Origin of the sequence: Streptomyces sp. GMY02 (assembly GCF_019056675.1) — a bacterium.
In the GTDB taxonomy this organism is placed as follows: Bacteria; Actinomycetota; Actinomycetes; order Streptomycetales; family Streptomycetaceae; genus Streptomyces; species Streptomyces odonnellii.
In genome coordinates, this window is the sequence record NZ_CP077658.1 from 4,663,406 (window position 1) to 4,689,407 (window position 26,002).

Sequence of the window (26,002 nt, forward strand, 5' to 3'; positions counted from 1 at the left end):
AAGGGCCGCGGGCCCCGGCCGCCCGGACCCGAAGCGAACCGCCGATCCGAGGCGACCCCGACCCGGGCCGACCCCCAACCCGAACCCGAACCGGACCGACCCCCGACCCGAACCGATCCCTCAGCCGCCGCACCCGCACGAGCGGCGCACGATCAGCGCCGACGGGAACTGCTTCACCCGTTCCCGGCGCGAGCCCGCCAGCCGCAGGCCGTCGTCCAGCACCAGGTCCACCGCCGCCCGTGCCATCGCCGGGCGGTCCGAGGAGACCGTCGTCAGCGGGGGATCGGTGAGGCCGGCTTCCTTGACGTCGTCGAAGCCCGCCACCGCCAGTTCGCCCGGGACGTCGAGCCGTAGTTCGCGGGCCGCCCGCAGCACGCCGATCGCCTGGTCGTCCGTCGCGCAGAACAGCGCCGGCGGCCGGTCGGGGCCCGAGAGCAGGTCCAGCGCGACCCGGTACGCGTCGTACCGGTTGTACGGGGCCTTGAACAGGCGGCCCTCCACCGACCGGCCCGACTCCAGCATCGCCCGCCGCCAGCCCTCGACATGGTCGGTCACCGGGTCGCCGACGACCGGGGTGGACTCGACGCCGCCCAGACATGCGACGTACTCGTAACCGTGCTCCAGCAGATGACGGGTGGCGAGCTGCGCGCCGCCGATGTCGTCCGTGACGACCGCGACGTCGTCGATGCCCTCGGGCCGCTCGTGCAGCAGCACCACCCGTGCGTCCCAGGCCTCGATCTCGGCGGCGGCCCGCTCACTCGGACCCTGGCTGACCAGGATCAGCCCGGAGACCCGCATCCCGAGGAACGCGCGCAGATAGTGGACCTCGCGCTCGTCGCGGTAGTCGGAATTGCCGACGAGCACCATTTTCCCGCGCTCGGCCGCGGCCTGTTCCACCGCGTGCGCCATCTCCGCGAAGAAGGGCTGCCGGGCGTCGGGGACGACCATCCCTATCAGGTCGGTCCGCCGCGAGGCCATCGCCTGGGCGACCCGGTCCGGGCGGTAGCCCAGCTCTTTGATCGCGGCGACCACCCGCTCGCGCGTGGCCGGGGCGACCGGCCGGGGTCCGTTGTTGATGACGTAGCTGACGACAGCGGTCGACGTACCCGCCAGTCGTGCCACATCGTCCCGCGTCACCTTGGCCACGCGCGGCAGTCTACGCGTGGTGACCTACCGCTTGGCAGGCTGTCCGGCAGGTTCCTGTACAGCGTCCAGTTCGGTGGCCGAAACCGTACGCCCGTGCTCGCCCGGCTGACCGTGCCGCGGCTCGGCGCGGGAGCCCTCGGCGGCGGATCCTTTCGCCTTGCCCGCCTCCTCGGCACCGGCACCGGTATCGGCGCCGGCACCGGCTCCCGTACCCGCGCTCCGCTCGGCCTTCTCCGCACCGCGCTCGGGCTTCTCCGGGGTGACGAAGCGGTAGCCGACGTTCCGAACGGTCCCGATCAGCGACTCGTGCTCGGGGCCGAGCTTGGCGCGCAGACGCCGTACGTGCACATCGACCGTGCGCGTACCGCCGAAGTAGTCGTACCCCCAGACCTCCTGGAGGAGCTGGGCCCGGGTGAAGACCCGGCCGGGGTGCTGTGCGAGGTACTTGAGCAGCTCGAACTCCTTGAAGGTCAGGTCCAGGACCCGCCCCTTGAGCTTCGCGCTGTAGGTGGCCTCGTCGACCGACAGATCACCGTTGCGGATCTCCATCGGGGAGTCGTCCGTCGAGATCTGCTGGCGGCCCATCGCGAGCCGCAGCCGGGCCTCGACCTCGGCCGGACCCGCCGTGTCCAGCAGGACGTCGTCGATGCCCCAGTCCGCGGTGACCGCGGCCAGTCCGCCCTCCGTGACCACCAGGATCAGCGGGCAGCCGGGTCCGGTGGACCGCAGGAGCTGGCAGAGCGACCGCACCTGCGGAAGGTCGCGCCGGCCGTCGATCAGGATCACATCGGCACCGGGGGTGTCGACGAGCGCGGGCCCTTCCGCGGGGGCCACCCGCACATTGTGGAGCAGGAGCCCGAGCGCCGGCAGCACCTCCGTCGAGGGCTGGAGCGCGTTGGTGAGGAGCAGCAGAGAACTCATCGCCGCTCACCCACCCTGGCCGGAACGCGGTCGACTGCGCCCGGACTGCGGTCATTCGGGTCGTACGCGTGGTGCGCGGTTCGCTTGCCCATTACGTCGTTTCCTCCTCGGTCCCTGCGAGGACGTATGCGGCACTGCTCGGTAGTGCCGTAGCGCGGTCCTGGGACCGCACTCCTCAGTACTACCGCTTGGTACTGCCCGGTACCGCTGTGTCATCTGTCTGTAACAACGAACCGGAAACACAAAAGGACCCGGGGGCTGCGTTGCCCGGATCCTCTTCGAAGCAGAATAACCCACATGCGTACCGCGTCATCTGGTCAATCCCGCAGATCATCTGATTACTCTGCCGGGTCGGGTGCCCGGCGCACCATGCTCAGGACCGCGGACGGGGTCCCCATCGAGTCGGTGTACGAGCCGTGTACGGCGGGTATCGCCGCGGATTCCGGCGGTCGGCAGGGGGCCGGTGGAGGGACCGCGATCGTGGTCGCGCACGGCTTCACGGGTTCGGTCGAGCGGCCCGCGGTACGGCGCGTCGCGCGGGTATTCGCCCAGCGTGCGGCGGTGGTGACCTTCTCGTTCCGGGGTCATGGAGGCTCTGGCGGACGCTCCACGGTGGGCGACCGGGAGGTGCTGGATCTCGCGGCGGCGGTGGAGTGGGCGCGCTCGCTCGGGCACCGGCGGGTGGTGACGGTGGGGTTCTCGATGGGCGGCTCGGTGGCGCTTCGGCACGCCGCGTTGCACAGGGGGCGCACGGATGCGCGGACCGACGCGGTGGTCTCCGTGAGCGCTCCCGCGCGCTGGTACTACCGGGGGACGGCGCCGATGCGGCGGCTGCACTGGGTGGTCACCCGGCCCGCCGGACGGCTCATCGGACGCTACGGATTGCATACGCGTATCCACCACCGGGAGTGGGATCCGGTGCCGCTGTCGCCGGTCCAGGCGGTCCCGCTGATCGCGCCGACCCCGCTGCTGGTCGTCCACGGCGACCGTGACCCGTACTTCCCGCTGGACCACCCGCGGATGCTGGCGGCCGCTGCGGGCGCGGAGCCGGGACGAGGGGCGGGACCTGCGGAACTTTGGCTGGAACCCGGCATGGGGCACGCGGAGAACGCGGCGGACGAGGCGCTGCTGCGACGGATCGCGGAGTGGCTGACGGAGCGGGGACGGGGGCCGGCGGGGACGGCACCGGAGAGGCCCGGAGGGACAGAGGGGGAGGCACGGGCGTCGGCCTAGGGCTTGGTGCGGTTGAGCGGGGAGCGGGCGGCGCAGCAAACGCGGTGAACAGGTGAGCAAATCCGGCGGTGGTACGGGGGGTGGTACGGGCGGATCGCGGGGGCGGAGGGCGCGTACGGGCATCCGCGCCTGCCGGGTCGCGGGACGCGGGCTCCGCAGGGGTACCGGCTCGGGTCTCGCCCGGTGGGCCGGCCGTTGTGCCGTATTCGTTGTGATCCGTTGTGATCCGGGTGATCCGTTGTGCCGGATACGGGGCCCGGTGCGGGGCCCGTAGGCAGAGGGCCGGAACCGGGCGGGCCCTTGGCGTCGGCCATCATGGAGGCCGACGAAAGGAGTGCCGCTATGGCAGCGGGCACCATCCGCTACTGGGCAGCGGCCAAGGCCGCCGCGGGTACCGCCGAGGAGTTGTATACGGCCGAGACCCTGGCCGAGGCACTCGCCGCGGTGCGGTCGCGGCACCCGGGCGAGCTGACGCGCGTACTCCAGAGGTGTTCGTTCCTTGTCGACGGTGACCCCGTCGGGACCCGTGACCATGAGACCGTACGGCTGGCCGAGGGCGGCACGGTCGAGGTGCTCCCGCCGTTCGCAGGAGGGTGAACCGCACAGCATGAGCAACGATCAGCAGCATCCGTACGGGCAGTACGGCAACGGGCAGACCGGCCAGTACGGCCAGGGGCAGCCGCAGGTCCAGGGGCAGGACGGACAGGTCCCGTACGGGCAGTACGACCAGTACGGCAACCCGCAGCAGCCCCAGCACCTCCAGCCCCAGCACCTCCAGCCCCAGCACCCGCAGCAGTCCCAGCACCCCCACCAGCAGCCCCCGCAGCCCTCGTACCAGGACCCGGCCGCGGGCGGCGCCTCCCAGGGCTGGGCCGACCCCCAGGGGCAGCCACACCCCCAGCAGGATCCGGGCGCCGCGCAGACCTGGGAGGGGCAGACCTGGGACACCCAGTACCAGCCGCGCCTCCAGTGGCAGCAGGCCCAACAGGGGCAGCACGGCCAGCAGTTGCCGTATCAGGGGCAGCCGCAGGCGCAGCACCAGCAGCCACAACAGCACGCTGCCGCCGCCGAGACCGCGTATCTGCCGGTGCAGAACTCCTATCCGCTGCCGCCCGAGACGCCGACCCCCGCGCCGGCCCCGTACGACCCCCGCCCCCAGGCCCCCGTACCGCCCGCCGCCGCAGCACCCGCGCCCGGCGCCGACGGCTACAACGCCCCCACCACCATGGGCAACGCCCGTATCACCGACGCCCAGCGCGCCCGCGCCGAGGGCCGGTCGCCGATCATCCCGCCAGGTATGCAGCCGGCCGGGCTGACCGCCGTACTGGGTCTGCTGCTGGCTGGGGGCGCGGCGGTCGGACCGTACGCGCTGCTCGTCCCGCTGGTGCTGCTCCAGGCGGTCACCGCGGCGGGCTGGTTCCGGCTGAACGGCATGTGGCCGGCCCGGCAGGGCATCGCGCTCGCCTTCCTCGGCGGGCTGACCGCCGATGTCGCGCTGCTGGCGGTCGACGACAAGTACGCCGTGGCCGCGATCGTCGGCACGCTCGGGGTGTGGGTCCTGCTGACGGTCGTCCTCCAGCTCCGCAGCCGCGCGGGCGCCGACGAGCGGATGGAGGGCCTGATGGCCACCGTCGCCTCGGCCGCCCTCACCATCATCGCCACCGGCCATCTCGCGGCCCTGCCGGACGCGGTGGTCGTGGGCGGGGTGGCGGTCGCCGCGACCACCGTGGTCCGGGCCCTGCCGCTGCCGGGGATCGCCTCGGCCGTGGTGGCGCTGCTCGCCGGTCTCGGTGCCGGAGTGGTGGTCGGCTCGATGACGGATCTGGGCGGCGGCGCCGGTGCGTTGCTGGGGCTGGGGGCCGGGATCTGCGCGCTGACCGGACTGCGGGCGGCGAGCTACGACTACCCGTCCCGCTTCGTCCACATGACCGCCGGAGTGGCCCTGCCCCTTACCGCCGCGGCCCCGGCCGTCTACCTGCTGGGCCGGGTGCTGGGCTGACCGGTTAGTCTCAATCGGTCGCCGACGGGGCAAGACCGATCGAAATCGGTTTGAAATCGGTCAGCGGCGATCAGTGAGGGGCGGCGACCCAGAGCCGCCCTCGAACGACCAGGCACCGACACGGGAACACCGGCACCGGAACGGCGACACCGGAACACCGACACCGGATCTACGGCACCGACAGGGTGGGGGACACCGAGCAATGCGCGCACTGCGAATACTCCTGATTCTTGTGGTGATCTTCGGCGGGCTGTTCGTCGCCGCCGACCGGGCCGCGGTGTACTTCGCCGAGGGCCAGGTCGCCGACCGGATCAGGTCGAGCCAGGGGCTCGATTCCCAGCCCCAGGTCTCCATCAAGGGCTTCCCCTTCCTCACCCAGGTCCTGGGTTCGTCGCTGGACGAGGTCGACATCAGCCTCGACGGTGTCAGCGCCACCGCGGACGGCCACCAGGTCCAGGTGACCGAGGTCAGCGCCGAGCTGAGGAACGTCGAGATCGACAGCAGCTTCTCGTCGGCCACCGCCGGCCAGGCCACCGGCTCGGCGCACATCTCGTACGCCGATCTCGCCAAGTCCGCGCCGAAGGGCGCCACCGTCGGGTACGCGGGTCCCGACCGCGCCGCCAAGGGGCAGGTCAAGGTCTCGGGGCCGCTGGCCGAGGTGCTGGAGGGCGCGGGCATCGACATGCCGTCCTCGGTGCGGGCGCTGCTGGAGGGCCGCGAGGTCACGGCGTACAGCACGGTCTCGCTGGCGGGTGGCGACACGGTACGGCTGCGGGCCGAGGCGCTGCCCGAGCTGCCGGTGCCGGGCCTGAACGACCAGGTCAGGGACGTCGTCAACTACGACCTCAAGATCGACGGACTGCCGTCGACCATCAAGCTCGACAAGGTCACCGCCTCGGAGACCGGCCTCCAGTTCTCCGGTACGGGTACGAACGTCTCGCTCGCGGGCTGAGCAAGGGAGAGGCGGCGGCCGGAAGCGGGCTGAGCGCGCCGGCCGGGGGACCGCCGGCCGGGTGATCGGATGGTGAGACGCCGACGTCCGCTCCGTAGAAGCCCCGCGGGCGGAACCGGCCGCTCCCGCCCGCCCCGCAGCGCCTTCCCCGCGGCGGCCCCTTGCCGTCTCGTTCCGTGGATGATCGTGTCTCGCCATACGACACACCGGTGACATGTCCGCCGGAACGTCCCTACGATCGGACGTATGAGGCAGCAGGCGGACTTCACGAAGCGGCGGGCAGTCGACCTGTGCCGCGTCGCCGCCATGCTCTGTCGCGCTGTCTGAACGGGATTTCCGCGTCCCGTTTTTCCCGCGGCCCTTCGAGTGTCTCAGGGCCAGCACCGCGCCGTATGCCGGCTTCCGTCCCTCGCGTGCCATGCGCGGAAGCCACGCCGCACCCGTACGCACACGCACCACCCGGCACCAGCACCATCCCGCCGCACACTGCCCCGGAGGAGAACAGCATGAGCCGCAGCGACGTCCTGGTAGACGCCGACTGGGTCGAGGCCCACATCGACGACCCGAAGGTGGTCATCGTCGAGGTCGACGAGGACACCTCGGCGTACGACAAGAACCACATCAAGAACGCCGTCAGGATCGACTGGAAGAAGGACCTCCAGGACCCGGTCCGCCGTGACTTCGTCGACCAGGAGGGCTTCGAGAAGCTCCTGTCGGCCAAGGGCATCGCCAACGACGACACGGTCGTCCTCTACGGCGGAAACAACAACTGGTTCGCGTCCTACGCGTACTGGTACTTCAAGCTGTACGGCCACGACTCCGTCAAGCTCCTCGACGGCGGCCGCAAGAAGTGGGAGCTGGACTCCCGTGACCTGGTCGAGGCCGTCCCCGAGCGCGCGGCGACCACGTACCAGGCGCAGCCCCAGAACACCGCGATCCGCGCCTTCCGTGACGACGCCGTCGCCGCGATCGGCACGCAGAACCTGGTCGACGTACGGTCGCCCGACGAGTTCAGCGGCAAGCTGCTCGCGCCGGCGCACCTCCCGCAGGAGCAGTCGCAGCGCCCGGGTCACATCCCGTCCGCCCGCAACATCCCGTGGTCCAAGAACGCCAACGACGACGGCACCTTCAAGTCGGACGACGAGCTGAAGGAGCTGTACGCCGAGGAGCAGGTGGACCTCAGCAAGGACACCATCGCGTACTGCCGTATCGGTGAGCGTTCCGCGCTCACCTGGTTCGTGCTGCACGAGCTGCTCGGTGTCGAGAACGTCAAGAACTACGACGGCTCGTGGACCGAGTACGGCTCGCTCGTCGGTGTGCCGATCGAGCTCGGCGCCAACAAGTAATCACGCCCTGACCCGGAGGACTGAACAGTATGTGTGGAGCACAGGCCGGCGGCCCCGACGCTTCGACGATCAAGCCCGGCGAGACGACCATCCAGGGTTCCGTGACGCGTGACGGCGAGCCCGTCACCGGTTACGTACGCCTGCTGGACTCGACCGGTGAGTTCACCGCGGAGGTCCCGACCTCGGCGACCGGGCAGTTCCGCTTCTACGCGGCCGAGGGGACGTGGACGGTACGGGCGCTCGTACCGGGTGCCACGGCGGACCGTACGGTCGTCGCGCAGACCGGGGGCCTCGCGGAGGTCGCGATCGCGGTCTGAGTTCAGTCCGCATGCGCAGGGCTTAGGGCGCAGGACGCAGGGCATGGAGGGCCGCACCCGTGACGGGTGCGGCCCTCTTTCCATGCGGTCTGCGCTCCTGTACGGGCCATGCGGTCTGCACTGCTGTACGGGGTCTCCGCGCGGGTCCCGGCGGCGGTTTCGGTCGTACGCTGGAGACATGTACACGCGACGCCGTCGTCGGTACTTCCTGTTGATGGGCGGATGCCTGATCCTCTTCGTCTCCGCCTGGGGATTCGTACGATTCTGGTCGGTCCCGGCCGCCGTCGCCCTGTGCATCGTCGCCATGGTGATTCCACCGATCGCGGCCATGGTGGGGAACGCGCGGGGCAAGGACGACCGCTGGTGGGACGACCCGACCGGGGACCCTCAGTCCGATGAGTGGTGGGACGAGCTGGACGGCAAGACGCGCCCGAAGTCCCAGAAGAGAGACAGCAGGAAGTAGCCGGGCAGAGCAGTGAGCGGGCGGGAAGCCGCGAGAAGCACGCGGTGCCCGTCCAAGGCGGGGGCTATCTGCGTGCTTGCGGCCTGCGGGCGGTTACGCGGGCCTCAGTAGACCAGGGCCTGGACGTCGTCCGCCATGATCTCGCTGACGAAGACCTGCGCGCCGGCGATCCGTACCCCCTCGATCACATCCTTCTCCGAGATGTCACGCCGGGCCGCGCACTGCGTGCAGAGGGTGATCCGGCCCCCGGCCTGGATGGACTCGATGAGGTCGGGCAGCGGGGCGGAGTGCGGCAGTTCGAACTCGGCCGCCCGGCCCGGCAGCGAGAACCACGCGGACTCGCCCGTCAGCCACAGCGAGACCTCGATCCCGCTGGCCACGGCCACGGCCGCGACGGTGAAGGCCTGGGAGCAGCGCTCGGGGGGCATCGGCCCCGGCGGTCACTTTGATCACGAGCTTCTTCGCGGAAGGCATATGCCGAACTGTAATCCTGTCCGGTACAACCACTCCCTCCGCCCGGAGGTCAGGTCTGTGCGCGGATGATCGTATCCGCGCTTGGGATCTCATCTCGTACGCCTGCTTACGTCTGCGTACGTCTTCGTATGTGTCACGTATGTGTCATGGGGGGACTCTTTTTGCAATCTCAGCCAATTCAGGCGGCTCCGCGTCGGCGCGGGCGTACGGCCCTGCTGATCGCAGCGGCCGCCGTGCTGGGCGTGGTCGCCGGTACGGCCACCGGGTACGCCGTCCAGGCCGAGCGCCCGCCGACCCCGCTGCCGATGCTCGCGCAGCCCGGCCTCGCGTATCCCGCGAAGCCGCTTGCTCCGGGGAAGGAGCCCGAGCCGCTGTCCGCGAAGGAGGACAGCCGGGTCAAGACGGACGGTGACCTGCGCAAGCTGCTGCTCTCGCGGCCCGCGGGCGCCAGGGAGAACCTCGCGCCCTGGGCCGACAACGGGTGGCTCTCGGTCGACGAGTACGCCCGTGAGTTCGAGTTTCCCGACTCGATGTTCGAGGACCTGGTGAGCGGGGATTTCCGCCGGGCGGCGGCCGTTTCGTGGATGGAGGGCGAGTACCGCGAGACGGACATCGCCCTTGTGCAGTTCCGGGCGGGTCCTGAGCTGGGCGCGGTCGAGCATGGGGACGGTCAGCTCTCGTACATGTCCGGCGACGAGATCGGCGCGGGCAATGACGGCGATGCCATCAAGGGCAGCACCAACGGCCGTTACTACCTCTACAAGGTCGATCGGAAGGCGGGGTATCTGCCGCAGTACCGCGCCCGCGCGATCGCCTATCGCGGCGATGTGGTGCTCGACATCAACATTTTCGACACCGAGCCGATCAGCAAGAAGACGATCCGGACGCTGGCCGAGCGGCAGTTGGAGCGCCTGTGAACGCGCCTGAGAGTGACCTCACGAAGGACCCCGTGAATGACGCGGTGAACGGCTCCGTAAACGTGAACGACTCCGTGAATGACGCTGTGAACGACGACGACCAGGCGCCTGAGGCCGACCGGACTCCTGAGGCTCCTGAGGCCGACCAGTCTCCGGAAGCCGACCGGACTCCTGAGGCTCCTGACGCTGACCAGGCTCCTGACGCTGACCAGTCCCCGGAAGCCGATCGGGCCCCTGAGGCTGCGGGCACGCCCTCGGCTCCGGACGCCGTTCCGCCCGTACGTCCCGGCCCCAGCCGGCTCCGCCGGGTCCTCGGCACCGTACTGCCCGCCGTATTCGTCCTCGGCGCGACCGCCGGCGGGCTCGCGTTCGTCAAGACCACCGTCGACAGTGCCGACACCACCGCGCCCACCGCGGTCTGGCGGGACCCGGCCACCGAGCCGCGTCCGAACCCGGACCCGGCCGAGCGCGCCGACGAGGGCCGTACGGACTCCGACCTCAGCAGGAAGCTGCTGCCGGTCCCCGCCGACTACCGGCTCGGCCCTGATGTGGACGAGTACGGCAACGACGCCTTCCTGACCTCGAAGGAGGCGACGGTGCTGTTCAAGTCGTTCGGCGAGCGGCTGCCCGGCAAGCTGCGCAGGGAGCTGGACAAGGAGATCGACAAACTGGGTATCCAGGGCACCGCGGCGCGGTCGTACGAGCGGAACACGGACTTCCTGGTCGTCGAGGTGTATCTGTTCCGGATGACGGACCGCGCGGCCGTCCGCCGTTCGTACGGGCGTCAAGTGGACCGGCCAGGCGCCCGGAAGGGCCCGGCTGTCGAGGGCCACAAGAACAACGCCAGGTGCTTCCTGGGCCCGAAGGAGAAGAAGACCGGCCTCGCGGCGATGGAGTGCGTGGGCTACGACGGCGAACTGGCCGTCGATGTCATCGCCCATGGCACGGCCCCGATCGACTCGTCCGCCGTCGCCGAGCTGATGGCGGATCAGCTCGACCACATCGCATCCCCGGGGAAGTACGTATGACCGACCAAGTGATCGCGCCGCCTGCCGCCGCCGAGGCGAAGCCGGCTCCTGCGCCCGAGGCCGCCCCCGTGCCCGAGGCCGCCGCCGTGTCCGAGGCCGCCGCCGTACCCGCTCCCGTACCGCAGGTGCCCGAAGTCCCGCAGACGCCTGAAGCGGTGCCGCCCGCGCCGCAGTCGCTCCAGGCGCTCCAGGCGCCCCGGCCTCCCCGGCGGGTGCTCCGTGCCGTTGCCCGCTGGGCCGCCGCCGTGGTCGTGTTCGCGGGGCTCGGGAGCGGGGTGGCTTTCGGGATCAGCGGGATGGAGCGCGGCGATGTGCCCGGTCTCGCCACCCAGGACGACGGGCGCTGGACGTATCCACGGCTTTCGCTGCCCGCCCTGCCCGCCGGTTCGCCACGGCCCTTCACCGACGCCAACGAGGCCGAGATCCACCACGCCGATCTGCGCGCGCTGCTGCTGCCCGCGCCCGCCGGGGCCACCGTGGACAAGAAGCTCCCCGGCGGATGGACCGGCGTCGACCGGTATCTCGCCGAGTACGCCCCGGTGGAGCGGGCCGCGCTGAAGGCGGCCCTGCGCGACTACGTCGTACGGCATGTCGCGGCCCGCGGCTGGACCATGCCCGACGGCACGAGCACACGCGTCTACCTGCTCCAGTTCCAGTCCACCGCGTACGCGGTGGAGTTCCAGTACAGCGACATCGGCAACGTCCTGACGGCAGGTACGCCGCTGGCCGCTGCCCCGACGACCGAACTGGACGAGGGGTGGGCCGAGGAGGACCTCGTACAGGACACGACGGCGAGGGCGTACGTGGAGCCCAAGCCGTACGGGGACAGCCAGGTCCGGCAGGCGTATGTGCTGGCGGGGGACACCGTCGCGCTGATTGTGCAGGAGAAGAAGGGCGGCGCCGCGGCCGTGCCGTTCCACCAGACCCTGATACTCCAGAGCCAGCTCCTGGGCTGAGGGGCTTCGCGGCCTGCCGTGCCGCCTCCGCGCCTCCGCGGCCTCCGCGGAAGCACCTCATCGTGAGGGCCGGGCCATCACCCATTAGGCTGGGGCCCGGCCCACCGGCCCCAGCTCTGCCCTTACCGCGTACCCGAGGAGCACCCCGTGCTTGAGGCTTTCTTCACTTCCCTGCTGATCCTCGTCTGCCTCGGCACGCTCGCGTTCGCCGGACTGGCCGTGAAGAAGCTGTACCAGGGCCAGCGCTAGGCCCGGAGGGGCTCAGGTCCCGGCCGCGTCGCCGCCATCGCCGTCACACCCCGCGCCTCGCGCCTCTACAGAACACCCCCCGCCTCTACAGATCGACTGAGCCGCTCATGATCGAGATCCCGTCCGACCTGCACCCCGACCTCGTTCCCCTCGTCTTCCTCCTCGGGAACTGGGAGGGCGTCGGCGTCTTCGACTTCCCCGGCGACGAGAAGGCCAACTTCGGCCAGGAAGTCACCTTCAGCCATGACGGCCGGGACTTCATCGAGTACGTCTCGCACACCTGGGCGCTCGACGCCGAGGGCAAGAAGCTCCGGCCGATCGAGTCCGAGTCCGGCTTCTGGCGGATCGACAAGGACCGCAAGGTCGAGGTCGTGATGGTCAGGGACCAGGGCGTGGTGGAGGTCTGGTACGGCGAGCTGGCCGACCAGAAGCCGCAGATCGACCTGGTCACGGACGCGGTGGCGCGTACCGCGGCCTCCGGCCCGTACAGCGGGGGCAAGCGGCTGTACGGCTATGTCAAGGGCGATCTGATGTGGGTCGGCGAGAAGTCGACACCGGAGATCGCGCTGCGCCCGTACATGTCGGCGCATCTGAAGAAGGTCGTGACGCCGGACCAGGTCGAGGCATGGGCCAAGGACCTCGGCGATCTCCCGGACGACGGCATCGCGTTCTTCAAGTAGGCCCGGTCGACCGGCCGGGCGGCCGGGTCGGTTCCTGAGGGCGGACCGGCTTCGTCAGGGCCGCTTCGCCAGGACCGGCCCCCGCCAGGGCGGACCGGTGTCGTCAAGCCAACCAGAGCGCCTTCTTCGGGCAGTCCGTCACGATCCGCCCGCACCGCCCCCGCCGCTGCATACACTGGGGAGCGTGGTGAGCACCGACTGGAAGAGCGATCTCCGGCAACGCGGCTACCGGCTGACGCCGCAGCGTCAGCTTGTGCTCGAAGCTGTCGACTCCCTCGAACACGCGACGCCCGACGACATCCTCTGCGAAGTGCGCAAGACCGCCTCCGGGGTGAACATCTCCACCGTGTACCGGACCCTGGAGCTGCTGGAGGAACTGGGGCTGGTCTCGCACACCCATCTCGGGCACGGCTCCCCGACGTACCATCTGGCCGACCGCCATCACCACATCCACATGGTCTGCCGGGACTGTACGGAAGTGATCGAGGCGGATATCGAGATCGCGGCGGAGTTCACCGCCAAGCTGAGCGAGACGTACGACTTCACGACGGACATGAAGCACTTCGCGATCTTCGGCCGCTGCCGGGCCTGCTCGCTGCGCGCGGCGGGCACGGGTTCGTAGGCGGGCAAGGGCTCGTAAAAGGGCTGATTCGCGGGAAAAGGCTGATTCCCGGGCACCCCCAGGGCCCTGCCGCCGCCAAGTCGTAGGCTGATAAGCATGAAGAGCCCTCTGCTGTCCCTGCCCGGAGCCGTTCCCGCCGAAGGCCAGGACGAAGGCGTCGCCGCGCATTACGGTGATCTGTTCCGTGAGCAGCGCTCTCTCGCCGATGGCACCGGTCTGGTCGACCTCTCGCACCGCGGGGTTGTGACCGTGACCGGGGACGACCGGCTGAGCTGGCTGCATCTGCTGCTCACCCAGCATGTGAGCGAGCTGCCGGCGGGGCAGGCCACGGAAGCGCTGATTCTCTCCGCGCACGGCCATATCGAACACGCGCTGTATCTCGTGGACGACGGCGAGACGCTCTGGGCGCATGTCGAACCCGGTACGCAGGGCGCGCTGATCGCCTACCTGGAGTCGATGAAGTTCTTCTACCGGGTCGAGGTCGCCGACCGTACGGACGACATCGCGATCGTCCATCTCCCCGCCGGCTCCATCACGGAGGCGCCCGAGGGCGTGGTCGTACGGGAGACCCCGTACGGCCGTGATCTCTTCCTGCCCCGCGCGGACCTGGAGGCGTACGCGGCGGCGAACGGGCCGCTGGCCGGGATCCTCGCGTACGAGGCCCTGCGGATCGAGGGCCACCGGCCGCGCCTCGGCTTCGAGACCGACCACCGGACCATCCCGCACGAGCTGGGCTGGATCGGCAGCGCGGTCCATCTGCACAAGGGGTGCTACCGCGGCCAGGAGACCGTGGCGCGCGTCCAGAACCTGGGGAAGCCGCCGCGCAGGCTGGTCTTCCTGCATCTGGACGGCAGCGAGGTGCGTCTGCCGGGGCACGGTACGCCCGTACGTCTCGCCGCGGACGGCGCGGAGGGGCGCCAGCTCGGCTTCATCACCACGTCGGGGCGCCACCACGAACTGGGGCCGATCGCGCTGGCCCTGGTCAAGCGGAATGTGCCGCTGGACGCGGAACTGATGGCGGGGGACACGGCGGCGGCGCAGGAAGCGGTGGTCGAGGCATGAGGCGTCGGGCGTAAGCGGGCTTCGGGCGGGGGCGCGAGGCCAGGGTTGGGCCGGTGGCCGGGGCCGGGCGCACCAGCGGCACGGGGCGGCCGGGGCGTGTCGGCTGTCCGTGGCGGCCCGTGTCGGCTGTTCGCGGCGGGCCTACATGTCCAGCAGCACCGTGAACGGGCCGTGGTTCGTCAGGGACACCCGCATGTCCGCCCCGAAGCGGCCCGTCTCCACCCGCGCGCCCAGTGCCCGCAGACCCGCCACCACCGCGTCGACCAGCGGTTCGGCCACCGGGCCCGGCGCCGCGGCGTTCCACGTGGGGCGGCGGCCCTTCCGGGCGTCCCCATAGAGGGTGAACTGCGAGATCACCAGCAGTGGGGCATTCACTTCCGAGCAGGATTTCTCGTCTTCAAGCATCCGTATCGACCAGAGCTTCCTGGCAAGCCGTTCTGCCTGCTCTTTTGTGTCCTCATGGGTCACTCCCACCAGCACACACAAGCCCTCGCCCGTGAACCCGCCGACCGTCTCGGTCCCCGACTCCGTCACCACGTCGACACTCGCGCCGTCGACTCTCTGCACCACCGCTCGCATGCGGACCAACCTATCGGGGGCCGAACGGGTGCAGAGTGCCCGCATGCTCCTGGGCAGGAGTGGCACCATGCACAAAGGCGGCGCGCCGGTGAGCGCGCCGGTCGAGGGATGGGGGGATCCAAGCGGAGCGAGGGCGGGTCTCCCCAGCGGAGTGAGGGGAAGTACGTGTGATGAGCGCATCCGGCGGTGGGCAGCCGCCCGGTTCGGTACCGACAGCCTGTACGACGTGCACGACGAGCGGGACCGGCTCTTCCGGTGCGGAGCTGGGGCTCACGGACCTGGGGAGTACGGATCTCGGGAGTACGGATCCGGGGCCCGGGGTCGGCACCGGCCCGGGTTCCGCGATCGGTCCCATGGGTCCCTTGAGCACTGGTCCGAGTGCCGGGAGCGGCAAGGCGGGCGGGACGGGCAAGACCAAGGGGACCGGCAAGGCGAAGGGGAGCGGTGCGGGTTCCGGGGGGCTGCGGCCGCCCGTACAGCGGACCGGTGCCGAGGGCTCGCTGCCCGCGGCCCGGCCGTACGACTTCCGGGTGCTGCGGCTGCCCGAACTGCGCGCGCTGCGCCGGGACTCGCAGCGCGACGAGGCCGATCTCAGCTATCTGCGCAGGCTCCTCCAGGGCCGTATCGACATCCTGCGGGCCGAGCTGGCCCGCCGTACCGCGCCCGAGACACCGGTGGTCGACCGGCTCTCCGAGATCCTCACCGACGCCCCTTCGCGGCATCGCACCTCCGCCCGGCATGTCACGCTTTCCGTGCCGCGCAGCGCGGAGTACCGCGCACTGGCGGCGGAGACGCTCGCGGAGGTGGAACTGTCGGACCTGGAGGCCCGTACGGACGAGGAGCTGCACTCCGCGATGGGCAGGCTGATCCGGAACGAACAACAGCTCTCGCGCCGGCGTCACCAGCTCCAACGGACGGCCAACGACTGCAGTGCCGAAATCGCGCGCAGGTACCGTGAAGGCGAAGCACAGGTGGATGACCTGCTCACGTAGTCGATTCCCCTGCTCGATGACCCGCTTGACCTGCTGATTCGCTTGACCTGCTGACCCGCTCACCGAGACCGCCGGCGGCGCCCTTGTGGCCGCCGGCTTTTCCGAGCGGGTCACCGTGTGGGTAGGCGAGCGGGCCACCGCTTCGTAGCCGTACCCGCACCTGCACACGCACCTGTTCCGGAAGGCCGACGATGACATCCAGCACCCCCGCCATACCGCCGGCCGTGCCCACGCCCGTACCCGCCGCCGTACTCACCCCCACGTCCGTGTCCGCCGTGCCCATGCCCGTACCCGCGGCCGTACCGTCGCCGGCGGCGGCGCCCGTAGCGCCTGCCGCTGTTCCGTCGGCGGATGCCGCGCCGCCCGTGCTGGCGGAGGTCGTACGGTCCGGCTTCACCGAGGGGCGGCACCGCGGCACGCTGGTGCTGCTCGGGGCGGACGGACGGGTGGAACTGGCGATCGGCGACCCGGACGTCCCGGTCTTCCCGCGTTCCAGCAACAAGCCGATGCAGGCCGCCGCCGTCCTGCGGGCCGGCCTCGACCTGTCGGGCGAACGGCTGGCGCTGGCCGCGGCCAGCCACTCCGGCGAGGCCTTCCATCTCGACCTCGTCCGCACGATGCTTGCCGAGCACGGGCTGACGGCGGACGATCTGCAAACCCCGCCGGACCTGCCGGTGGACCGGGTGGAGGCTGAGGCGTTTCTGGCGGCAGGCGGGGTGCGGGACCGGGTCGTCATGAACTGTTCCGGCAAGCACACCGCCATGCTGGCGGCCAGCGCCCTGAACGGCTGGCCCAAGGACAGCTATCTGGACCCGGAGCATCCGCTCCAGCGGCTGGTCCGCACGGTGGTCGAGGAGACGGCGGAGGAGACGGTGGACGCGGTCGGTACGGACGGCTGCGGCGCCCCGCTGATGGCGATCAGCCTCACCGGGCTGGCCAGGGCCTTCCGGCACTTCGTACTCGCCGGGCCGGGGACGGCCGAGCGGCGGGTGGCGGACGCGATGCGGGCCCACCCCGAGTATGTGGCGGGCACGCGCCGCTCGGACACGTGGCTGATGCGCGAGGTGCCGGGGACGCTGTCGAAGATGGGCGCGGAGGCGGTGCAGGCGGTGGCCCTGTCGGACGGGCGTGCGCTGGCCTTCAAGATCGACGACGGCTCGATGCGGGCCCTGGGCCCGGTCCTGGCGCGCGCGCTCGAACTGCTGGGCGTGGAGTCGGAGGTGGTGGGCCGCATCGGCCGGGCGCCACTGCTCGGCGGCGGTGCCGAGGTGGGTGCGGTGCGGGCGGCGTTCTGAGGCGGAGCCGACCGGGCTTGAGGCGGAGCCGACCGGGCTTGAGGCGGAGTCGGCCCGGGGTGCCGAGGGTCCGGCCGTCCGTGGGGCGGAAAATCCGGATGCGGACGACCCGCACCAGCGCCTACCGTGTGGATCATGAGCCTTGAGGTCCGTACTGTCACCGCGTCCGAGTACCCCGACTGGCATCGCGCCCTGAACACCGGGTTCCTCCGGCCGCCGGTCGGCCAGGACGATGTGATCGCGGCCCGGCTCGCGCACGGCGATCTTGAGCGTACGCGCGGTGCCTTCGACAACGGCCGCTGTGTCGCGACCTTCCGGTCCTTCGCGCAGGAGCTGACCGTGGTCGGCGGCGCCACCCTGCCCGCCGACGCCGTCACCAATGTGACCGTCTCGCCCACCCACCGCAGGCGCGGGCTGCTCGGCCGGATGATGGCCGCCGACCTCACGGCCGCGAAGGAACGCGGGGACGCCGTCGCCACGCTGATCTCCGCGGAGTACCCGATCTACGGGCGGTACGGTTTCGGCCCCGCCGCCTCCACCGCCGAGTGGGAGATCGACGTGGCGCGTACCGGCCTCGACCCCCGCTGGTCGGGCCCGGTCGACGGCGGCAGGATCGATCTGGCCGACACCGGTGACGTACGGAAACTCGGCCCCGAACTGTACGAACGCTTCCGGTCGCGGCAGCCCGGCGCCGTCGACCGCGACGAGCACTGGTGGCAGGTCAACACCGGCGAGGTGCCAAACGGCCAGCCGTGGACCGAGCCGTTCTACGCCGTCTACCGCTCGGCGGCCGGCGAGGTCGAGGGCTTCGCCGAGTACACCGCCGACGACATGTGGGGCGACTCCAAGCAGCCGAAGAACACCGCGTCCGTGCGGAAGCTGATCGCGGTGTCGCCGCGCGCGGAACGGGCCCTGTGGCAGTTCCTCTGCTCGGTCGACTGGATCACCAAGGTCAGGACGGGGCTGCGCGCCCCGGACGATCTGCTGCCCCTGTTCCTGCCCGACCCGCGCGCGGCGCGGATCGTGACGCAGGCGGACTTCCTGTGGGTGCGGATCCTCGACGCGGTACGGGCGCTGGAAGCGCGTACGTACGGCGTTCCCGGCACGGTCGTCCTGGACATCCACGACAGGGCGGAGCTGGCGGCCGGCCGGTTCCGGCTGGATGCCTCGCCGGACGGCGCGACCTGCGTCCCGACCACCGAATCGCCCGATCTCGTGCTGGACGTACGGGAGTTGGGCGCGCTGTATCTGGGCGACGAATCGGTGCTGCGGCTGGTGGCGCTGGGCTCGGTGAGCGAGGAACGCCCGGGCGCGGCGACGGTGGCGGAGCGACTGTTCCGCACCCCCAGGCGCCCCTGGTGCCCGGACGTCTTCTGAGTCCCCACGCACGCTTTGAGTCCACGTCGCGCGGTCGGCCGACCAGTCTGCCGGAACCGACACCGCCTCGCCCGGGCAGGTGACGGAACGCCACGGGTCAGCGTGCCTGTTGAAGCCGGCCGTCCTTTCCGGCTCAGGCTTGGCCGTCGGCCAGTGACTCGCAGTGACCCGGAAGGACGCACACACATGGTTTTCGTTCGCGTGCACGCGATGAAGGGCTATCTGAGTGCCGCGCAGAAGGAGGAGCTCGGCGCGAAACTCATTCAGGCCGTGGCCGACGTCGAGGACCTGGTCAACAACCAGACCCACCAGGAGACCTCTTGGGTGCAGTTCTACGAGTTCGAGCCCGAGAACTGGTACGCACCGGCCAATGTCGCCGGTGCCGATCCCAACTCGCGGGTTCAACTCGACGTGATCGCGCCCCAGAAACTTCTTCCCACGCCTGAAGACTCCCGTGCCATGTTGATCAAGTCCGCCGAAGCAGTGCGATCGGTGTTCGGTTCTGGTCCGCTGCCGGCGCACGGGCCATGGGTGCACGTCTACACCATCCCGAACGATCAGTGGGGACACGACGGCCGCGTTCCCGACTGGGAGGGCTTCCGGGCTCTCCTGCGTACCGGCAGCCCGGAAAAAGCCGACGAGGCACTGGCCCGGATTTACGGGCCCGGGCGTCATACGGCGCCGACGTGGCGCGCCTCGTAGCTTGCGCGCCTCGTAGTTTGATGGGGTCGGCCGGGCCGCGGGCGACCGCGTGCCGCGGCCCAGGGCCGCGTTCGGCGCCCTCGCCGACTGTTACCGGGAGCACTGAGGCGGGCTCGGGGGCTCGGGCGAGTGCCCCCGCGACCCGGGCGGAGGCTCAGACCGTGAGTACGACCTTGCCCACCAGGCCGCGGCCCTCGATCGCGCGGTGCGCGTCCGCCGCCTGTTCCAGTGGGAACGTGCCGCCGATCATCGGGCGCAGGCGGCCCGCCGCCGCTTCCCGCAGGGCCCGCGCGCACAGCCGTACCCGGTGCTCCTCGGTGAGCTGGACGTCCATGATGCCCAGCAGAGTGACCTCCCGGTCCGCCGCGTCCCGGGCGTCCACCGATGTGAAGGCGCCGGTCGGGGCGCCATGGGCCGAGAAGCGGCCGCCCTTCGCGGTCAACCGGTAGGCGGCCAGGCCCGGTTCGCCGCCCACACCGTCCAGGACGACATCGGCGCCAGCCGGGCCGAGCGCCTCGCGGGCCCGGTCCTGCCACCCGTCGAGTCCGCCGTCCACGACCGCGTCCGCGCCCAACTCCCGTACCAGCGCGGTCTTCCGCTCACCGCGCGCGACTCCGACGACGAACGCGCCACGGGCCTTGGCGAGTTGTACGAGCAGGGTGCCCATACCGCCCGAGGCGCCGGTGATCAGGACCCGTTCGCCCGCGGCCACGCCGGTGTTTCCCCCGCTGCCGGTGTTCTCCGTGAGTCCGGTGCTCTCCATCAGCGCGAGCGCGGTGACACCGTCGTGGATCAGCGCGGCTGCGGTGGTGAGCGGGACTCCGTCCGGTACGGCGACGAGCGCGCCCACCGCCGCCACCGCCAGCTCCGCCGCGCCCCCGCTCTCGCCCAGCGCGGCCACGACCCGGCGGCCGAGCCAGGCGGGATCGACGCCGTCGCCGGCGGCGCGTACCGTACCGGCGACTCCGCCGCCGAGGACGTACGGAGGCCGTACGGAGAAGAACTCCCGGCCCCAGCCCATCCGGATCTGGGTCTCCACGAAGAGCGTGTCCACCGCGGAGACCGCGATCAGCACTTCGCCGGGGCCCGCCACCGGGTCGGCTGCCTCGTCCGTCACCAGCACCTCGGGACCGCCGAACGCGGTCACCCTCGCCACGCGCATACCGATCACGCCTTCCGCTTGTGGTCGCGTCTCGTGGTCGCGTCCCTGTGGTCGTGCTGGAGAGTCTTGAACGTCAAGTCCGGTTGAGGTCAACCGCTGCGTACGCTCGTGGCCATGAACGACGCCGATCCGGGCCGCGGCCCCGGCCCCGATCCGACCACCGCCCCCGGTCTGCGGGAGCGCAAGAAGCAGCAGCGCTACCAGGCCATTTCCGACGCCGCGATCTCCCTCTTCCTCGCGAAGGGCTTCGACAGCGTCTCCGTCGCGGAGGTCGCCGCCGCGGCCGAGATCTCCAAGCCGACGCTCTTCCGGTACTTCCCGACCAAGGAGGACCTGGCGCTGTACCGTTTCGCCGACCACGAGGACGAGGCGGCACGGGTGGTACTGGCCGGCCGGTCCGACGGCGTACGGCCGCTCGACGCCCTCCGGCGCCACTTCCTGGCGGGGCTCGCCGGGCGCGACCCGGTGACCGGCCTCAACGACCACGCCGCGGTGCTCGCGTACCACCGGCTGCTGTACGGCACGCCGAGTCTGGTGGCCAGGATGTACGGGTATCAGCGCCGCTCCGAAGAGGCGCTGGCCGCGGCCCTGGGCGGCGGTATCGAGGGCGCGCTCGGCGCCGGCCAGATCATCGCCGTACAGCGGATCCTCGCGCTGGAGAACTGGCGGCGGATCGCGGAGGGCGAGCGCGTGGAGGCGGTGTACCCGGACGCGGTGGCGGCGGCGGAGCTGGCGTTCGAGCGGCTGCGTGCCGGACTCAGGGAGTGGTGACAGGTCCCGATTGCCGAGGAGGTGGTGATACTCGGTAATGTTTTTAACCGGGTTGCGTTATTCTCGCCCGCATGACGGCACTCCCTTCTCCGCCCGGCCCTCGTCGGACCAGCGTCGATCCCATTGATCCCGTCGATCCTGCTGACTCCGTCGATCTCGTTGATCCCGTCGATCCCGTCGGTCTTGTTGGTGAACTCGAACGGGAACGCGCCTACCACGAGACCTGCCGCGCCGCGCTGATCGGCATGGTGGACGACGCCCGGGAGCAGGTCGTCATCGGTGAGAACGCCTTCGCCTCAGGCGCGGACGCCGAGGTCCTCGGCCGCCATCTGCGCAGCTACGCGAAGGAGCTGGGGCAGGAGCCGGACGGCCCGTTGTTCTTCGGCCGCCTCGACTTCGCGGGCCGGAGCGCCGATCCCGAGTCGCCCGGCGAGCAGGACGCGGGCCAGGGCGGCGATCACAGCGGCCAGAGCTACCACATCGGGCGCCGCCGGATCACCGAGCACCCCGCTGCCCCGCCGCTGGTGGTCGACTGGCGCGCGCCCGTCTCGCGCGCCTTCTACCGGGCGAGCGCGCGTGATCCGCAGGGCGTGGCGGTACGCCGCCGCTTCGGCTGGGCGCCCCGGAGCACCGGCAAACAGGACGAGCTGACCAGCCTGGAGGACGAGCACCTGGCCTCGGGCAGCGGTGAGGAGGGGGTTGGTGCTGGTGCTGGGGCCGGCACTGGCGTTGGCGGCGGCAGCGCGATCCTCACCCGTGAGATCGAGCGCCCCCGCGTCGGCCCGATGCGCGACATCGCGGCCACCATCCAGCCCGAGCAGGACGATCTCGTACGGTCAGGACTCGGCCTGTCCCTCTGTGTCCAGGGCGCCCCCGGCACCGGCAAGACGGCGGTCGGGCTGCACCGCGCGGCGTACCTCCTCTACACCTACCCGCAGCGGATCCAGCGCGCCGGTCTGCTGATCCTCGGCCCCAACCGCACCTTCCTCTCGTACATCTCCGAGGTGCTGCCCGCCCTCGGCGAGACAGGGGTGCGCCAGTCGACGGTCGCGGACGAGATCGCGCTCCACCCGGTGCGTACGGAGGACCCGGAGGCCGCAGCGGTCGTCAAGCACGATGCCCGGATGGCGGAGGTGCTGCGCCGGGCGCTGTACGGGCGGGTCGCGGCGCCCGTCGGGCCGCTGACCGTGCCGGACGCGGACGGTTCGTACAGTTGGCGGCTCGGGCTCGACAAGCTGGTGCGGATCGTCGACGAGGTACGGGCCGAGGCGCCCCCGTACGCCATCGGCCGGGAGCGGGTGCGCAGCCGCACCGTACGGGAACTACAGCTCCAGGCGGAACGGCGGGCCGGGCCGAAGCCCGCGAACTGGGTGCGGCGGGTCGGCGGTTCGCAGGCGGTGCGGGAGTATCTGGACGCGGTCTGGCCGAGGACCCGTCCGGAAGAGGTGCTGGCGGAACTGCTGGCCGATCCGGCGGAGGCGTGCGAGGGCATCCTCACGGCGGACGAGCAGCACGCGATCCACCGGCCGGCGCGCGGGCGCGGGCGTGGGCCCGGGAGTGGGCTCAGGAGTGGGCCGATGTCTGCTCGGGTGGCACGCTCCCTGCCATGGTCGGCGGCGGATCTGGTACTGCTGGACGAACTGGCCGGGCTGATCGAACACCCCGAGGGGTACGGACATGTCGTCGTCGACGAGGCCCAGGACCTCTCGCCGATGGAGTGCCGCGCGATCGCCCGGCGCGCGGTGTTCGGTTCGCTGACGGTGCTGGGCGATCTCGCACAGGGCACCACCCCCTGGGCCGCCCGCTCCTGGCCCGCACTCCTCGCCCATCTGGGCCGTCCTGAGGCGCCCGTGATCCCGCTGACCACCGGCTTCCGGGTGCCGGGGGCCGTGGTGGCGCTCGCCAACCGGCTGCTGACGGCGCTGGATGTCGACGTACCGCCCGCGCGTTCCCTGTGCAGGGACGGCGAGTTGACGATCCGTCAGGTCTCCGTCCCCGGACCGGATGCGCGGGAGGGGCTCGCCGGGCTGGCCGGGGGAGTGGTCGAGGCGGTACGGGCAGCCCTCACCCGCGAGGGATCGGTCGGCGTGATCGCGGCCGACACGGATACGGACGTCCTTCGTACGGCTCTCCGGGCGGCCGGTATCGCCACGGCGACGGCCGACGAGATCGCCGTGGCGGCGGGCGGGGTGACGGGCGGGACGGTGACGGTCCTGGCGGCGACGGAGGCCAAGGGCCTGGAGTACGACCATGTCGTCCTGGCCGAGCCCGCCGCGATCGTGGAGGCGGAGGCCAAGGGTGCGCACCGGCTGTATGTGGCGCTGACCCGAGCGGTGTCGCGCCTGGACATCGTCCACAGCCGACCACTGCCGGGAGCGCTGCGGGAGGCGGCACCGTAGGAGCGGCTGGTTTCCCGCGACCAGTCGCTACTGCTGCCTGTTGGGCTGGTTGAAACGCAGCAGATTGCCGGACGGATCGCGGAAGGCGCAGTCCCGTACGCCGTACGGCTGATCGATCGGCTCCTGGATCACTTCGGCTCCGGACGCCCGGATGTGCTCGAACGTCGCGTCGCAGTTGTCGGTCATGAACACGGCCCTGCTCAGCAGCCCCTTGGCCATCAGATCCGTGAGCGCCCGCCGGTCGTCCTTCGAGACGTTCGGGCTCGCGCCCGGCGGTTCGAGCACGATCTCGATGTCCGGCTGTGACGGCGGGGTGACCGTGACCCAGCGCATGCCCTCGAACGAGACGTCGTTCCGTACGGTCAGGCCGAGGACGTCACGGTAGAAAGCGAGCGCCTGCTCATGGTCGTGCACCGTCAGAAAGCAGTGGGAGAGCTTGATGTCCATGTCCGTCACGCTACGAGCCGAGGACCGGTTCCGCTTCCCCATTCGTGATCGGCGCCCCATTTCTTACCGGCCGGGTGAGGATCTTCGCGAAGCACGCCGGTATGCCGGCGCCCTGCTCATGGCTCCGCGCCCGGTAGACACTCGGACTCTCCCCGACCAGCTCCGTGAAGCGAGAGCTGAACGATCCCAGGGATGAACACCCGACCGCGAAGCAGACCTCCGTCACCGTGAGATCGCCCCGGCGCAGCAGTGCCTTGGCCCGTTCTATTCGGCGCGTCATGAGATAGCTGTACGGCGTCTCCCCGAAGGCGGCGCGGAAGCTCCGGGAGAAGTGGCCGGGCGACATCAAGGCAGCCCGGGCGAGCGCGGGGACATCGAGGGGGCGCGCGTACTCGCGGTCCATGGTGTCCCGCGCCCGGCGCAGTCTGATGAGGTCTTCTGGAGTCACCTGCTCAGCATCGCATCCCCATTCGGATCCGTGAGCGCCCTGTGGACAAGGCGGAGACGCCCACGAAATGCCCTGTGGATAACTCAGGGTCGCCCGCACTGATCGGCCAGACTGGAGGGGCCCGGTACGGCTGGGCCCCGCCTGGAGGGGGCCAGTACGGCTGAGGGCCCTGCCTGGAGGGTGTCCGGCCCGCCTCCGGACAGGGCCCGCAGTCCTCACATACCGTCGCGGACCTCACATACCGTCGCGCCACTCGCTCACCGGATAGTCGACATAGCCGCCCGCCCCTCCGGTGTAGTACGTGGCCGGGTCACCCGTCGCCAGTTCGCGGCCCAGGGCGAACCGGGTGACCAGGTCCGGGTTGGCGATGAAGTGTGTCGCGAACGAGACCGCGTCGGCGGTGCCCGCCTCGACCACGGCGTTCCCCGACGCCCGGTCGAAGCCGAGGTTCGCGATCAGGGGGCCGTCGAATATCCGTCGGTAGCGCAGGAACGCCCCGGGGTCGGGGGTGCCGCCCGGCGCTGCGAGATCGGGTCCGCGCAGATGGAGGTAGGTGACAGGGTGGTTGTTGAGGCAGGCGACAAGTTCGTCGTACTCGGCGAGCGTCGGTTCGTCGGCGGTGAACCATTGCCCGGCGTTCCAGTACGGCGACAGGCGGACGCCCACGCACCGCCCGTCCCAGGGCCCGGCGACGGCGTCGACGATGTCGAGCAGGAGCCGCCGTCTGCGGGCGCGGTCACCGCCGTACGCGTCGGAGCGCCGGTTCAGGCGCGGGTTGAGGAACTGCGGGATCAGAGACGGGCCGAGGGCATGGATCTCGACCCCGTCGAACCCGGCCCGCCGGGCGTTCTCGGCCGCCGTGCGGTGGTCCTCGACCGTGCTCTCGATCTCCGCGACGGACATGGCGCGGGGGGTGACGGTGTCCTTGAACCCGCTCGGTGTGAAGGACCTCTCGTACGGATTGACCGCCGAGGGCCCGCCGGGCAGCAGGCCGCCGAGATGATCGGGGTGCGAGGTGGCGCCGGCGTGCCAGAGCTGGAGCACGATACGGCCGCCGAGGGCATGGACGACCTCGGTGACCCGGCGCCATGCGCTGACCTGCGGCTCGCTGTAGATGCCGGGGACGTTGGCGAAGCCGATCGCCCGCTCACCGACCCAGGTCCCCTCGGTGATGATCAGGCCCGCGCCGGCCCGCTGGGCGTAGTAGGCGGCGTGCAGCTCGGTGGGCACGAGGCCGGGGGCGGCGGCGCGTGCACGGGTGGTCGGGGCCATGATCACGCGGTTGGGCAGCCGGAGGTCGCCGAGGGCGGCGGGACGGAGGAGGGGCTGGGCCGCAGGCCGGGGTATCGGGGGCGTTTGAGGCGTCTGGGGTGTCTGGGCCGGTTGGGGCGCCGGGGGCGCCTGAGTCGCTCGGGCCGTGCTCATCGCGTACAACTCCTTGAGGCTGCTTCGGTCACTTCGGGGC

At 71.0% G+C, this 26,002-nt stretch carries 26 protein-coding genes and 1 pseudogene; 19 read left to right on the forward strand and 8 right to left on the reverse strand.

The window, feature by feature from the left end:
* Window positions 1–120: 120 nt before the first annotated feature.
* A complete protein-coding gene (locus KQY30_RS19610; protein ID WP_046508983.1) occupies window positions 121–1,146 on the reverse strand; it encodes a LacI family DNA-binding transcriptional regulator in 1,026 nt (341 codons plus the stop codon).
* Window positions 1,147–1,170: 24 nt separating this feature from the next.
* The gene (locus tag KQY30_RS19615) at window positions 1,171–2,067 is read right to left on the reverse strand and encodes a response regulator transcription factor (protein ID WP_254407225.1); all 897 of its coding nucleotides are present in this window, start codon (window positions 2,065–2,067) and stop codon (window positions 1,171–1,173) included.
* 369 nt (window positions 2,068–2,436) lie between these two features.
* Between KQY30_RS19615 and KQY30_RS19620 the strand changes: the two genes are divergently transcribed.
* The 7 genes from KQY30_RS19620 (at window position 2,437) to KQY30_RS19650 (ending at window position 8,377) form a co-directional block, all read left to right on the forward strand.
* Complete coding sequence (locus KQY30_RS19620) at window positions 2,437–3,300, forward strand: S9 family peptidase (RefSeq protein ID WP_254407226.1); 864 nt, start codon at window positions 2,437–2,439, stop codon at window positions 3,298–3,300.
* Between the two features lie 342 nt (window positions 3,301–3,642).
* Window positions 3,643–3,897, forward strand: a complete 255-nt coding sequence (locus KQY30_RS19625) for a MoaD/ThiS family protein (protein ID WP_217307945.1) — start codon at window positions 3,643–3,645, stop codon at window positions 3,895–3,897.
* Between the two features lie 10 nt (window positions 3,898–3,907).
* Window positions 3,908–5,299, forward strand: a complete 1,392-nt coding sequence (locus KQY30_RS19630) for a hypothetical protein (protein ID WP_217307946.1) — start codon at window positions 3,908–3,910, stop codon at window positions 5,297–5,299.
* A gap of 202 nt (window positions 5,300–5,501) precedes the next feature.
* Window positions 5,502–6,251, forward strand: coding sequence for a DUF2993 domain-containing protein (locus tag KQY30_RS19635; RefSeq protein ID WP_217307947.1), 750 nt, complete (start codon window positions 5,502–5,504; stop codon window positions 6,249–6,251).
* A gap of 506 nt (window positions 6,252–6,757) precedes the next feature.
* Window positions 6,758–7,597 (forward strand): sulfurtransferase, encoded by an 840-nt coding sequence (locus KQY30_RS19640; RefSeq protein ID WP_217307948.1) that lies wholly within the window; start codon window positions 6,758–6,760, stop codon window positions 7,595–7,597.
* 29 nt (window positions 7,598–7,626) lie between these two features.
* Window positions 7,627–7,914: a DUF1416 domain-containing protein gene (locus tag KQY30_RS19645; protein WP_046498161.1), complete on the forward strand. Its 288-nt coding sequence runs from the start codon at window positions 7,627–7,629 to the stop codon at window positions 7,912–7,914.
* 178 nt (window positions 7,915–8,092) lie between these two features.
* Window positions 8,093–8,377 (forward strand): DUF3099 domain-containing protein, encoded by a 285-nt coding sequence (locus KQY30_RS19650; protein WP_217307949.1) that lies wholly within the window; start codon window positions 8,093–8,095, stop codon window positions 8,375–8,377.
* A gap of 104 nt (window positions 8,378–8,481) precedes the next feature.
* Here KQY30_RS19650 and KQY30_RS19655 read toward each other — a convergent pair.
* Window positions 8,482–8,851: pseudogene (locus KQY30_RS19655) on the reverse strand (DsrE family protein).
* Between the two features lie 146 nt (window positions 8,852–8,997).
* Here KQY30_RS19655 and KQY30_RS19660 point away from each other — a divergent pair.
* The 6 genes from KQY30_RS19660 to KQY30_RS19685 all read left to right on the forward strand — a co-directional run bounded on the left by KQY30_RS19660 (window position 8,998) and on the right by KQY30_RS19685 (window position 14,365).
* Window positions 8,998–9,768, forward strand: a complete 771-nt coding sequence (locus tag KQY30_RS19660; RefSeq protein ID WP_254407227.1) for a hypothetical protein — start codon at window positions 8,998–9,000, stop codon at window positions 9,766–9,768.
* A 74-nt stretch (window positions 9,769–9,842) separates the two neighbouring features.
* On the forward strand, window positions 9,843–10,796 hold the full coding sequence (locus KQY30_RS19665) for a hypothetical protein (RefSeq protein WP_217307950.1): 954 nt from the start codon (window positions 9,843–9,845) through the stop codon (window positions 10,794–10,796).
* The gene (locus KQY30_RS19670) at window positions 10,793–11,752 is read left to right on the forward strand and encodes a hypothetical protein (RefSeq protein ID WP_217307951.1); all 960 of its coding nucleotides are present in this window, start codon (window positions 10,793–10,795) and stop codon (window positions 11,750–11,752) included. The genes KQY30_RS19665 and KQY30_RS19670 overlap by 4 nt, the downstream gene beginning before the upstream one ends.
* Window positions 11,753–12,108: 356 nt before the next feature.
* Window positions 12,109–12,681, forward strand: a complete 573-nt coding sequence (locus KQY30_RS19675; RefSeq protein WP_217307952.1) for an FABP family protein — start codon at window positions 12,109–12,111, stop codon at window positions 12,679–12,681.
* A gap of 184 nt (window positions 12,682–12,865) precedes the next feature.
* Window positions 12,866–13,303 (forward strand): Fur family transcriptional regulator, encoded by a 438-nt coding sequence (locus KQY30_RS19680; protein WP_046508778.1) that lies wholly within the window; start codon window positions 12,866–12,868, stop codon window positions 13,301–13,303.
* 96 nt (window positions 13,304–13,399) lie between these two features.
* Window positions 13,400–14,365 carry a folate-binding protein YgfZ gene (locus KQY30_RS19685; protein WP_217307953.1) on the forward strand — a complete coding sequence of 322 codons (966 nt, stop codon included), beginning with the start codon at window positions 13,400–13,402 and terminating at the stop codon, window positions 14,363–14,365.
* Window positions 14,366–14,506: 141 nt separating this feature from the next.
* Here KQY30_RS19685 and dtd read toward each other — a convergent pair whose 3' ends face one another.
* Window positions 14,507–14,944, reverse strand: a complete 438-nt coding sequence (dtd, locus tag KQY30_RS19690) for a D-aminoacyl-tRNA deacylase (RefSeq protein ID WP_217307954.1) — start codon at window positions 14,942–14,944, stop codon at window positions 14,507–14,509.
* Window positions 14,945–15,297: 353 nt separating this feature from the next.
* Between dtd and KQY30_RS19695 the strand changes: the two genes are divergently transcribed.
* From KQY30_RS19695 to KQY30_RS19710, 4 genes are all read left to right on the forward strand, one after another.
* The gene (locus KQY30_RS19695; protein WP_217307955.1) at window positions 15,298–15,936 is read left to right on the forward strand and encodes an ABC transporter substrate-binding protein; all 639 of its coding nucleotides are present in this window, start codon (window positions 15,298–15,300) and stop codon (window positions 15,934–15,936) included.
* A 281-nt stretch (window positions 15,937–16,217) separates the two neighbouring features.
* Window positions 16,218–17,231, forward strand: coding sequence for an asparaginase (locus KQY30_RS19700; protein ID WP_217311175.1), 1,014 nt, complete (start codon window positions 16,218–16,220; stop codon window positions 17,229–17,231).
* Window positions 17,232–17,366: 135 nt separating this feature from the next.
* On the forward strand, window positions 17,367–18,608 hold the full coding sequence (locus KQY30_RS19705; protein ID WP_217307956.1) for a GNAT family N-acetyltransferase: 1,242 nt from the start codon (window positions 17,367–17,369) through the stop codon (window positions 18,606–18,608).
* Between the two features lie 210 nt (window positions 18,609–18,818).
* Window positions 18,819–19,310 carry a hypothetical protein gene (locus KQY30_RS19710; protein ID WP_217307957.1) on the forward strand — a complete coding sequence of 164 codons (492 nt, stop codon included), beginning with the start codon at window positions 18,819–18,821 and terminating at the stop codon, window positions 19,308–19,310.
* A gap of 154 nt (window positions 19,311–19,464) precedes the next feature.
* Here KQY30_RS19710 and KQY30_RS19715 read toward each other — a convergent pair whose 3' ends face one another.
* Window positions 19,465–20,472 carry a zinc-binding dehydrogenase gene (locus KQY30_RS19715; RefSeq protein ID WP_217307958.1) on the reverse strand — a complete coding sequence of 336 codons (1,008 nt, stop codon included), beginning with the start codon at window positions 20,470–20,472 and terminating at the stop codon, window positions 19,465–19,467.
* 114 nt (window positions 20,473–20,586) lie between these two features.
* Between KQY30_RS19715 and KQY30_RS19720 the strand changes: the two genes are divergently transcribed.
* Together KQY30_RS19720 and KQY30_RS19725 are read left to right on the forward strand one after the other, a co-directional pair.
* Complete coding sequence (locus KQY30_RS19720; protein ID WP_217307959.1) at window positions 20,587–21,243, forward strand: TetR family transcriptional regulator; 657 nt, start codon at window positions 20,587–20,589, stop codon at window positions 21,241–21,243.
* A gap of 71 nt (window positions 21,244–21,314) precedes the next feature.
* Entirely contained in the window at window positions 21,315–23,642 is a 2,328-nt protein-coding gene (locus KQY30_RS19725; RefSeq protein WP_217307960.1) for an ATP-binding domain-containing protein, read from the forward strand.
* A 27-nt stretch (window positions 23,643–23,669) separates the two neighbouring features.
* Here the strand turns inward: KQY30_RS19725 and KQY30_RS19730 are convergent, their stop codons facing one another.
* The 3 genes from KQY30_RS19730 to KQY30_RS19740 all read right to left on the reverse strand — a co-directional run bounded on the left by KQY30_RS19730 (window position 23,670) and on the right by KQY30_RS19740 (window position 25,884).
* Window positions 23,670–24,089, reverse strand: coding sequence for a VOC family protein (locus tag KQY30_RS19730; protein ID WP_217307961.1), 420 nt, complete (start codon window positions 24,087–24,089; stop codon window positions 23,670–23,672).
* Window positions 24,090–24,099: 10 nt separating this feature from the next.
* Window positions 24,100–24,537 (reverse strand): helix-turn-helix transcriptional regulator, encoded by a 438-nt coding sequence (locus tag KQY30_RS19735; protein ID WP_217307962.1) that lies wholly within the window; start codon window positions 24,535–24,537, stop codon window positions 24,100–24,102.
* A 234-nt stretch (window positions 24,538–24,771) separates the two neighbouring features.
* Window positions 24,772–25,884: an alkene reductase gene (locus KQY30_RS19740; protein WP_254407631.1), complete on the reverse strand. Its 1,113-nt coding sequence runs from the start codon at window positions 25,882–25,884 to the stop codon at window positions 24,772–24,774.
* Window positions 25,885–26,002: the final 118 nt, after the last annotated feature.

Excerpts from the sequence above, each read along its gene's own strand:
- KQY30_RS19615 (WP_254407225.1), bottom strand. The coding sequence starts at position 2,067 with ATGAGTTCTCTGCTGCTCCTCACCAACGCGCTCCAGCCCTCGACGGAG.
- KQY30_RS19620 (WP_254407226.1), top strand. The coding sequence starts at position 2,437 with ATGCTCAGGACCGCGGACGGGGTCCCCATCGAGTCGGTGTACGAGCCG.
- KQY30_RS19625 (WP_217307945.1), top strand. The coding sequence starts at position 3,643 with ATGGCAGCGGGCACCATCCGCTACTGGGCAGCGGCCAAGGCCGCCGCG.
- KQY30_RS19630 (WP_217307946.1), top strand. The coding sequence starts at position 3,908 with ATGAGCAACGATCAGCAGCATCCGTACGGGCAGTACGGCAACGGGCAG.
- KQY30_RS19635 (WP_217307947.1), top strand. The coding sequence starts at position 5,502 with ATGCGCGCACTGCGAATACTCCTGATTCTTGTGGTGATCTTCGGCGGG.
- KQY30_RS19640 (WP_217307948.1), top strand. The coding sequence starts at position 6,758 with ATGAGCCGCAGCGACGTCCTGGTAGACGCCGACTGGGTCGAGGCCCAC.
- KQY30_RS19645 (WP_046498161.1), top strand. The coding sequence starts at position 7,627 with ATGTGTGGAGCACAGGCCGGCGGCCCCGACGCTTCGACGATCAAGCCC.
- KQY30_RS19650 (WP_217307949.1), top strand. The coding sequence starts at position 8,093 with ATGTACACGCGACGCCGTCGTCGGTACTTCCTGTTGATGGGCGGATGC.
- KQY30_RS19660 (WP_254407227.1), top strand. The coding sequence starts at position 8,998 with ATGGGGGGACTCTTTTTGCAATCTCAGCCAATTCAGGCGGCTCCGCGT.
- KQY30_RS19670 (WP_217307951.1), top strand. The coding sequence starts at position 10,793 with ATGACCGACCAAGTGATCGCGCCGCCTGCCGCCGCCGAGGCGAAGCCG.
- KQY30_RS19675 (WP_217307952.1), top strand. The coding sequence starts at position 12,109 with ATGATCGAGATCCCGTCCGACCTGCACCCCGACCTCGTTCCCCTCGTC.
- KQY30_RS19685 (WP_217307953.1), top strand. The coding sequence starts at position 13,400 with ATGAAGAGCCCTCTGCTGTCCCTGCCCGGAGCCGTTCCCGCCGAAGGC.
- dtd (WP_217307954.1), bottom strand. The coding sequence starts at position 14,944 with ATGCGAGCGGTGGTGCAGAGAGTCGACGGCGCGAGTGTCGACGTGGTG.
- KQY30_RS19695 (WP_217307955.1), top strand. The coding sequence starts at position 15,298 with ATGGGTCCCTTGAGCACTGGTCCGAGTGCCGGGAGCGGCAAGGCGGGC.
- KQY30_RS19700 (WP_217311175.1), top strand. The coding sequence starts at position 16,218 with ATGCCCGTACCCGCGGCCGTACCGTCGCCGGCGGCGGCGCCCGTAGCG.
- KQY30_RS19705 (WP_217307956.1), top strand. The coding sequence starts at position 17,367 with ATGAGCCTTGAGGTCCGTACTGTCACCGCGTCCGAGTACCCCGACTGG.
- KQY30_RS19710 (WP_217307957.1), top strand. The coding sequence starts at position 18,819 with ATGAAGGGCTATCTGAGTGCCGCGCAGAAGGAGGAGCTCGGCGCGAAA.
- KQY30_RS19715 (WP_217307958.1), bottom strand. The coding sequence starts at position 20,472 with ATGCGCGTGGCGAGGGTGACCGCGTTCGGCGGTCCCGAGGTGCTGGTG.
- KQY30_RS19720 (WP_217307959.1), top strand. The coding sequence starts at position 20,587 with ATGAACGACGCCGATCCGGGCCGCGGCCCCGGCCCCGATCCGACCACC.
- KQY30_RS19725 (WP_217307960.1), top strand. The coding sequence starts at position 21,315 with ATGACGGCACTCCCTTCTCCGCCCGGCCCTCGTCGGACCAGCGTCGAT.
- KQY30_RS19730 (WP_217307961.1), bottom strand. The coding sequence starts at position 24,089 with ATGGACATCAAGCTCTCCCACTGCTTTCTGACGGTGCACGACCATGAG.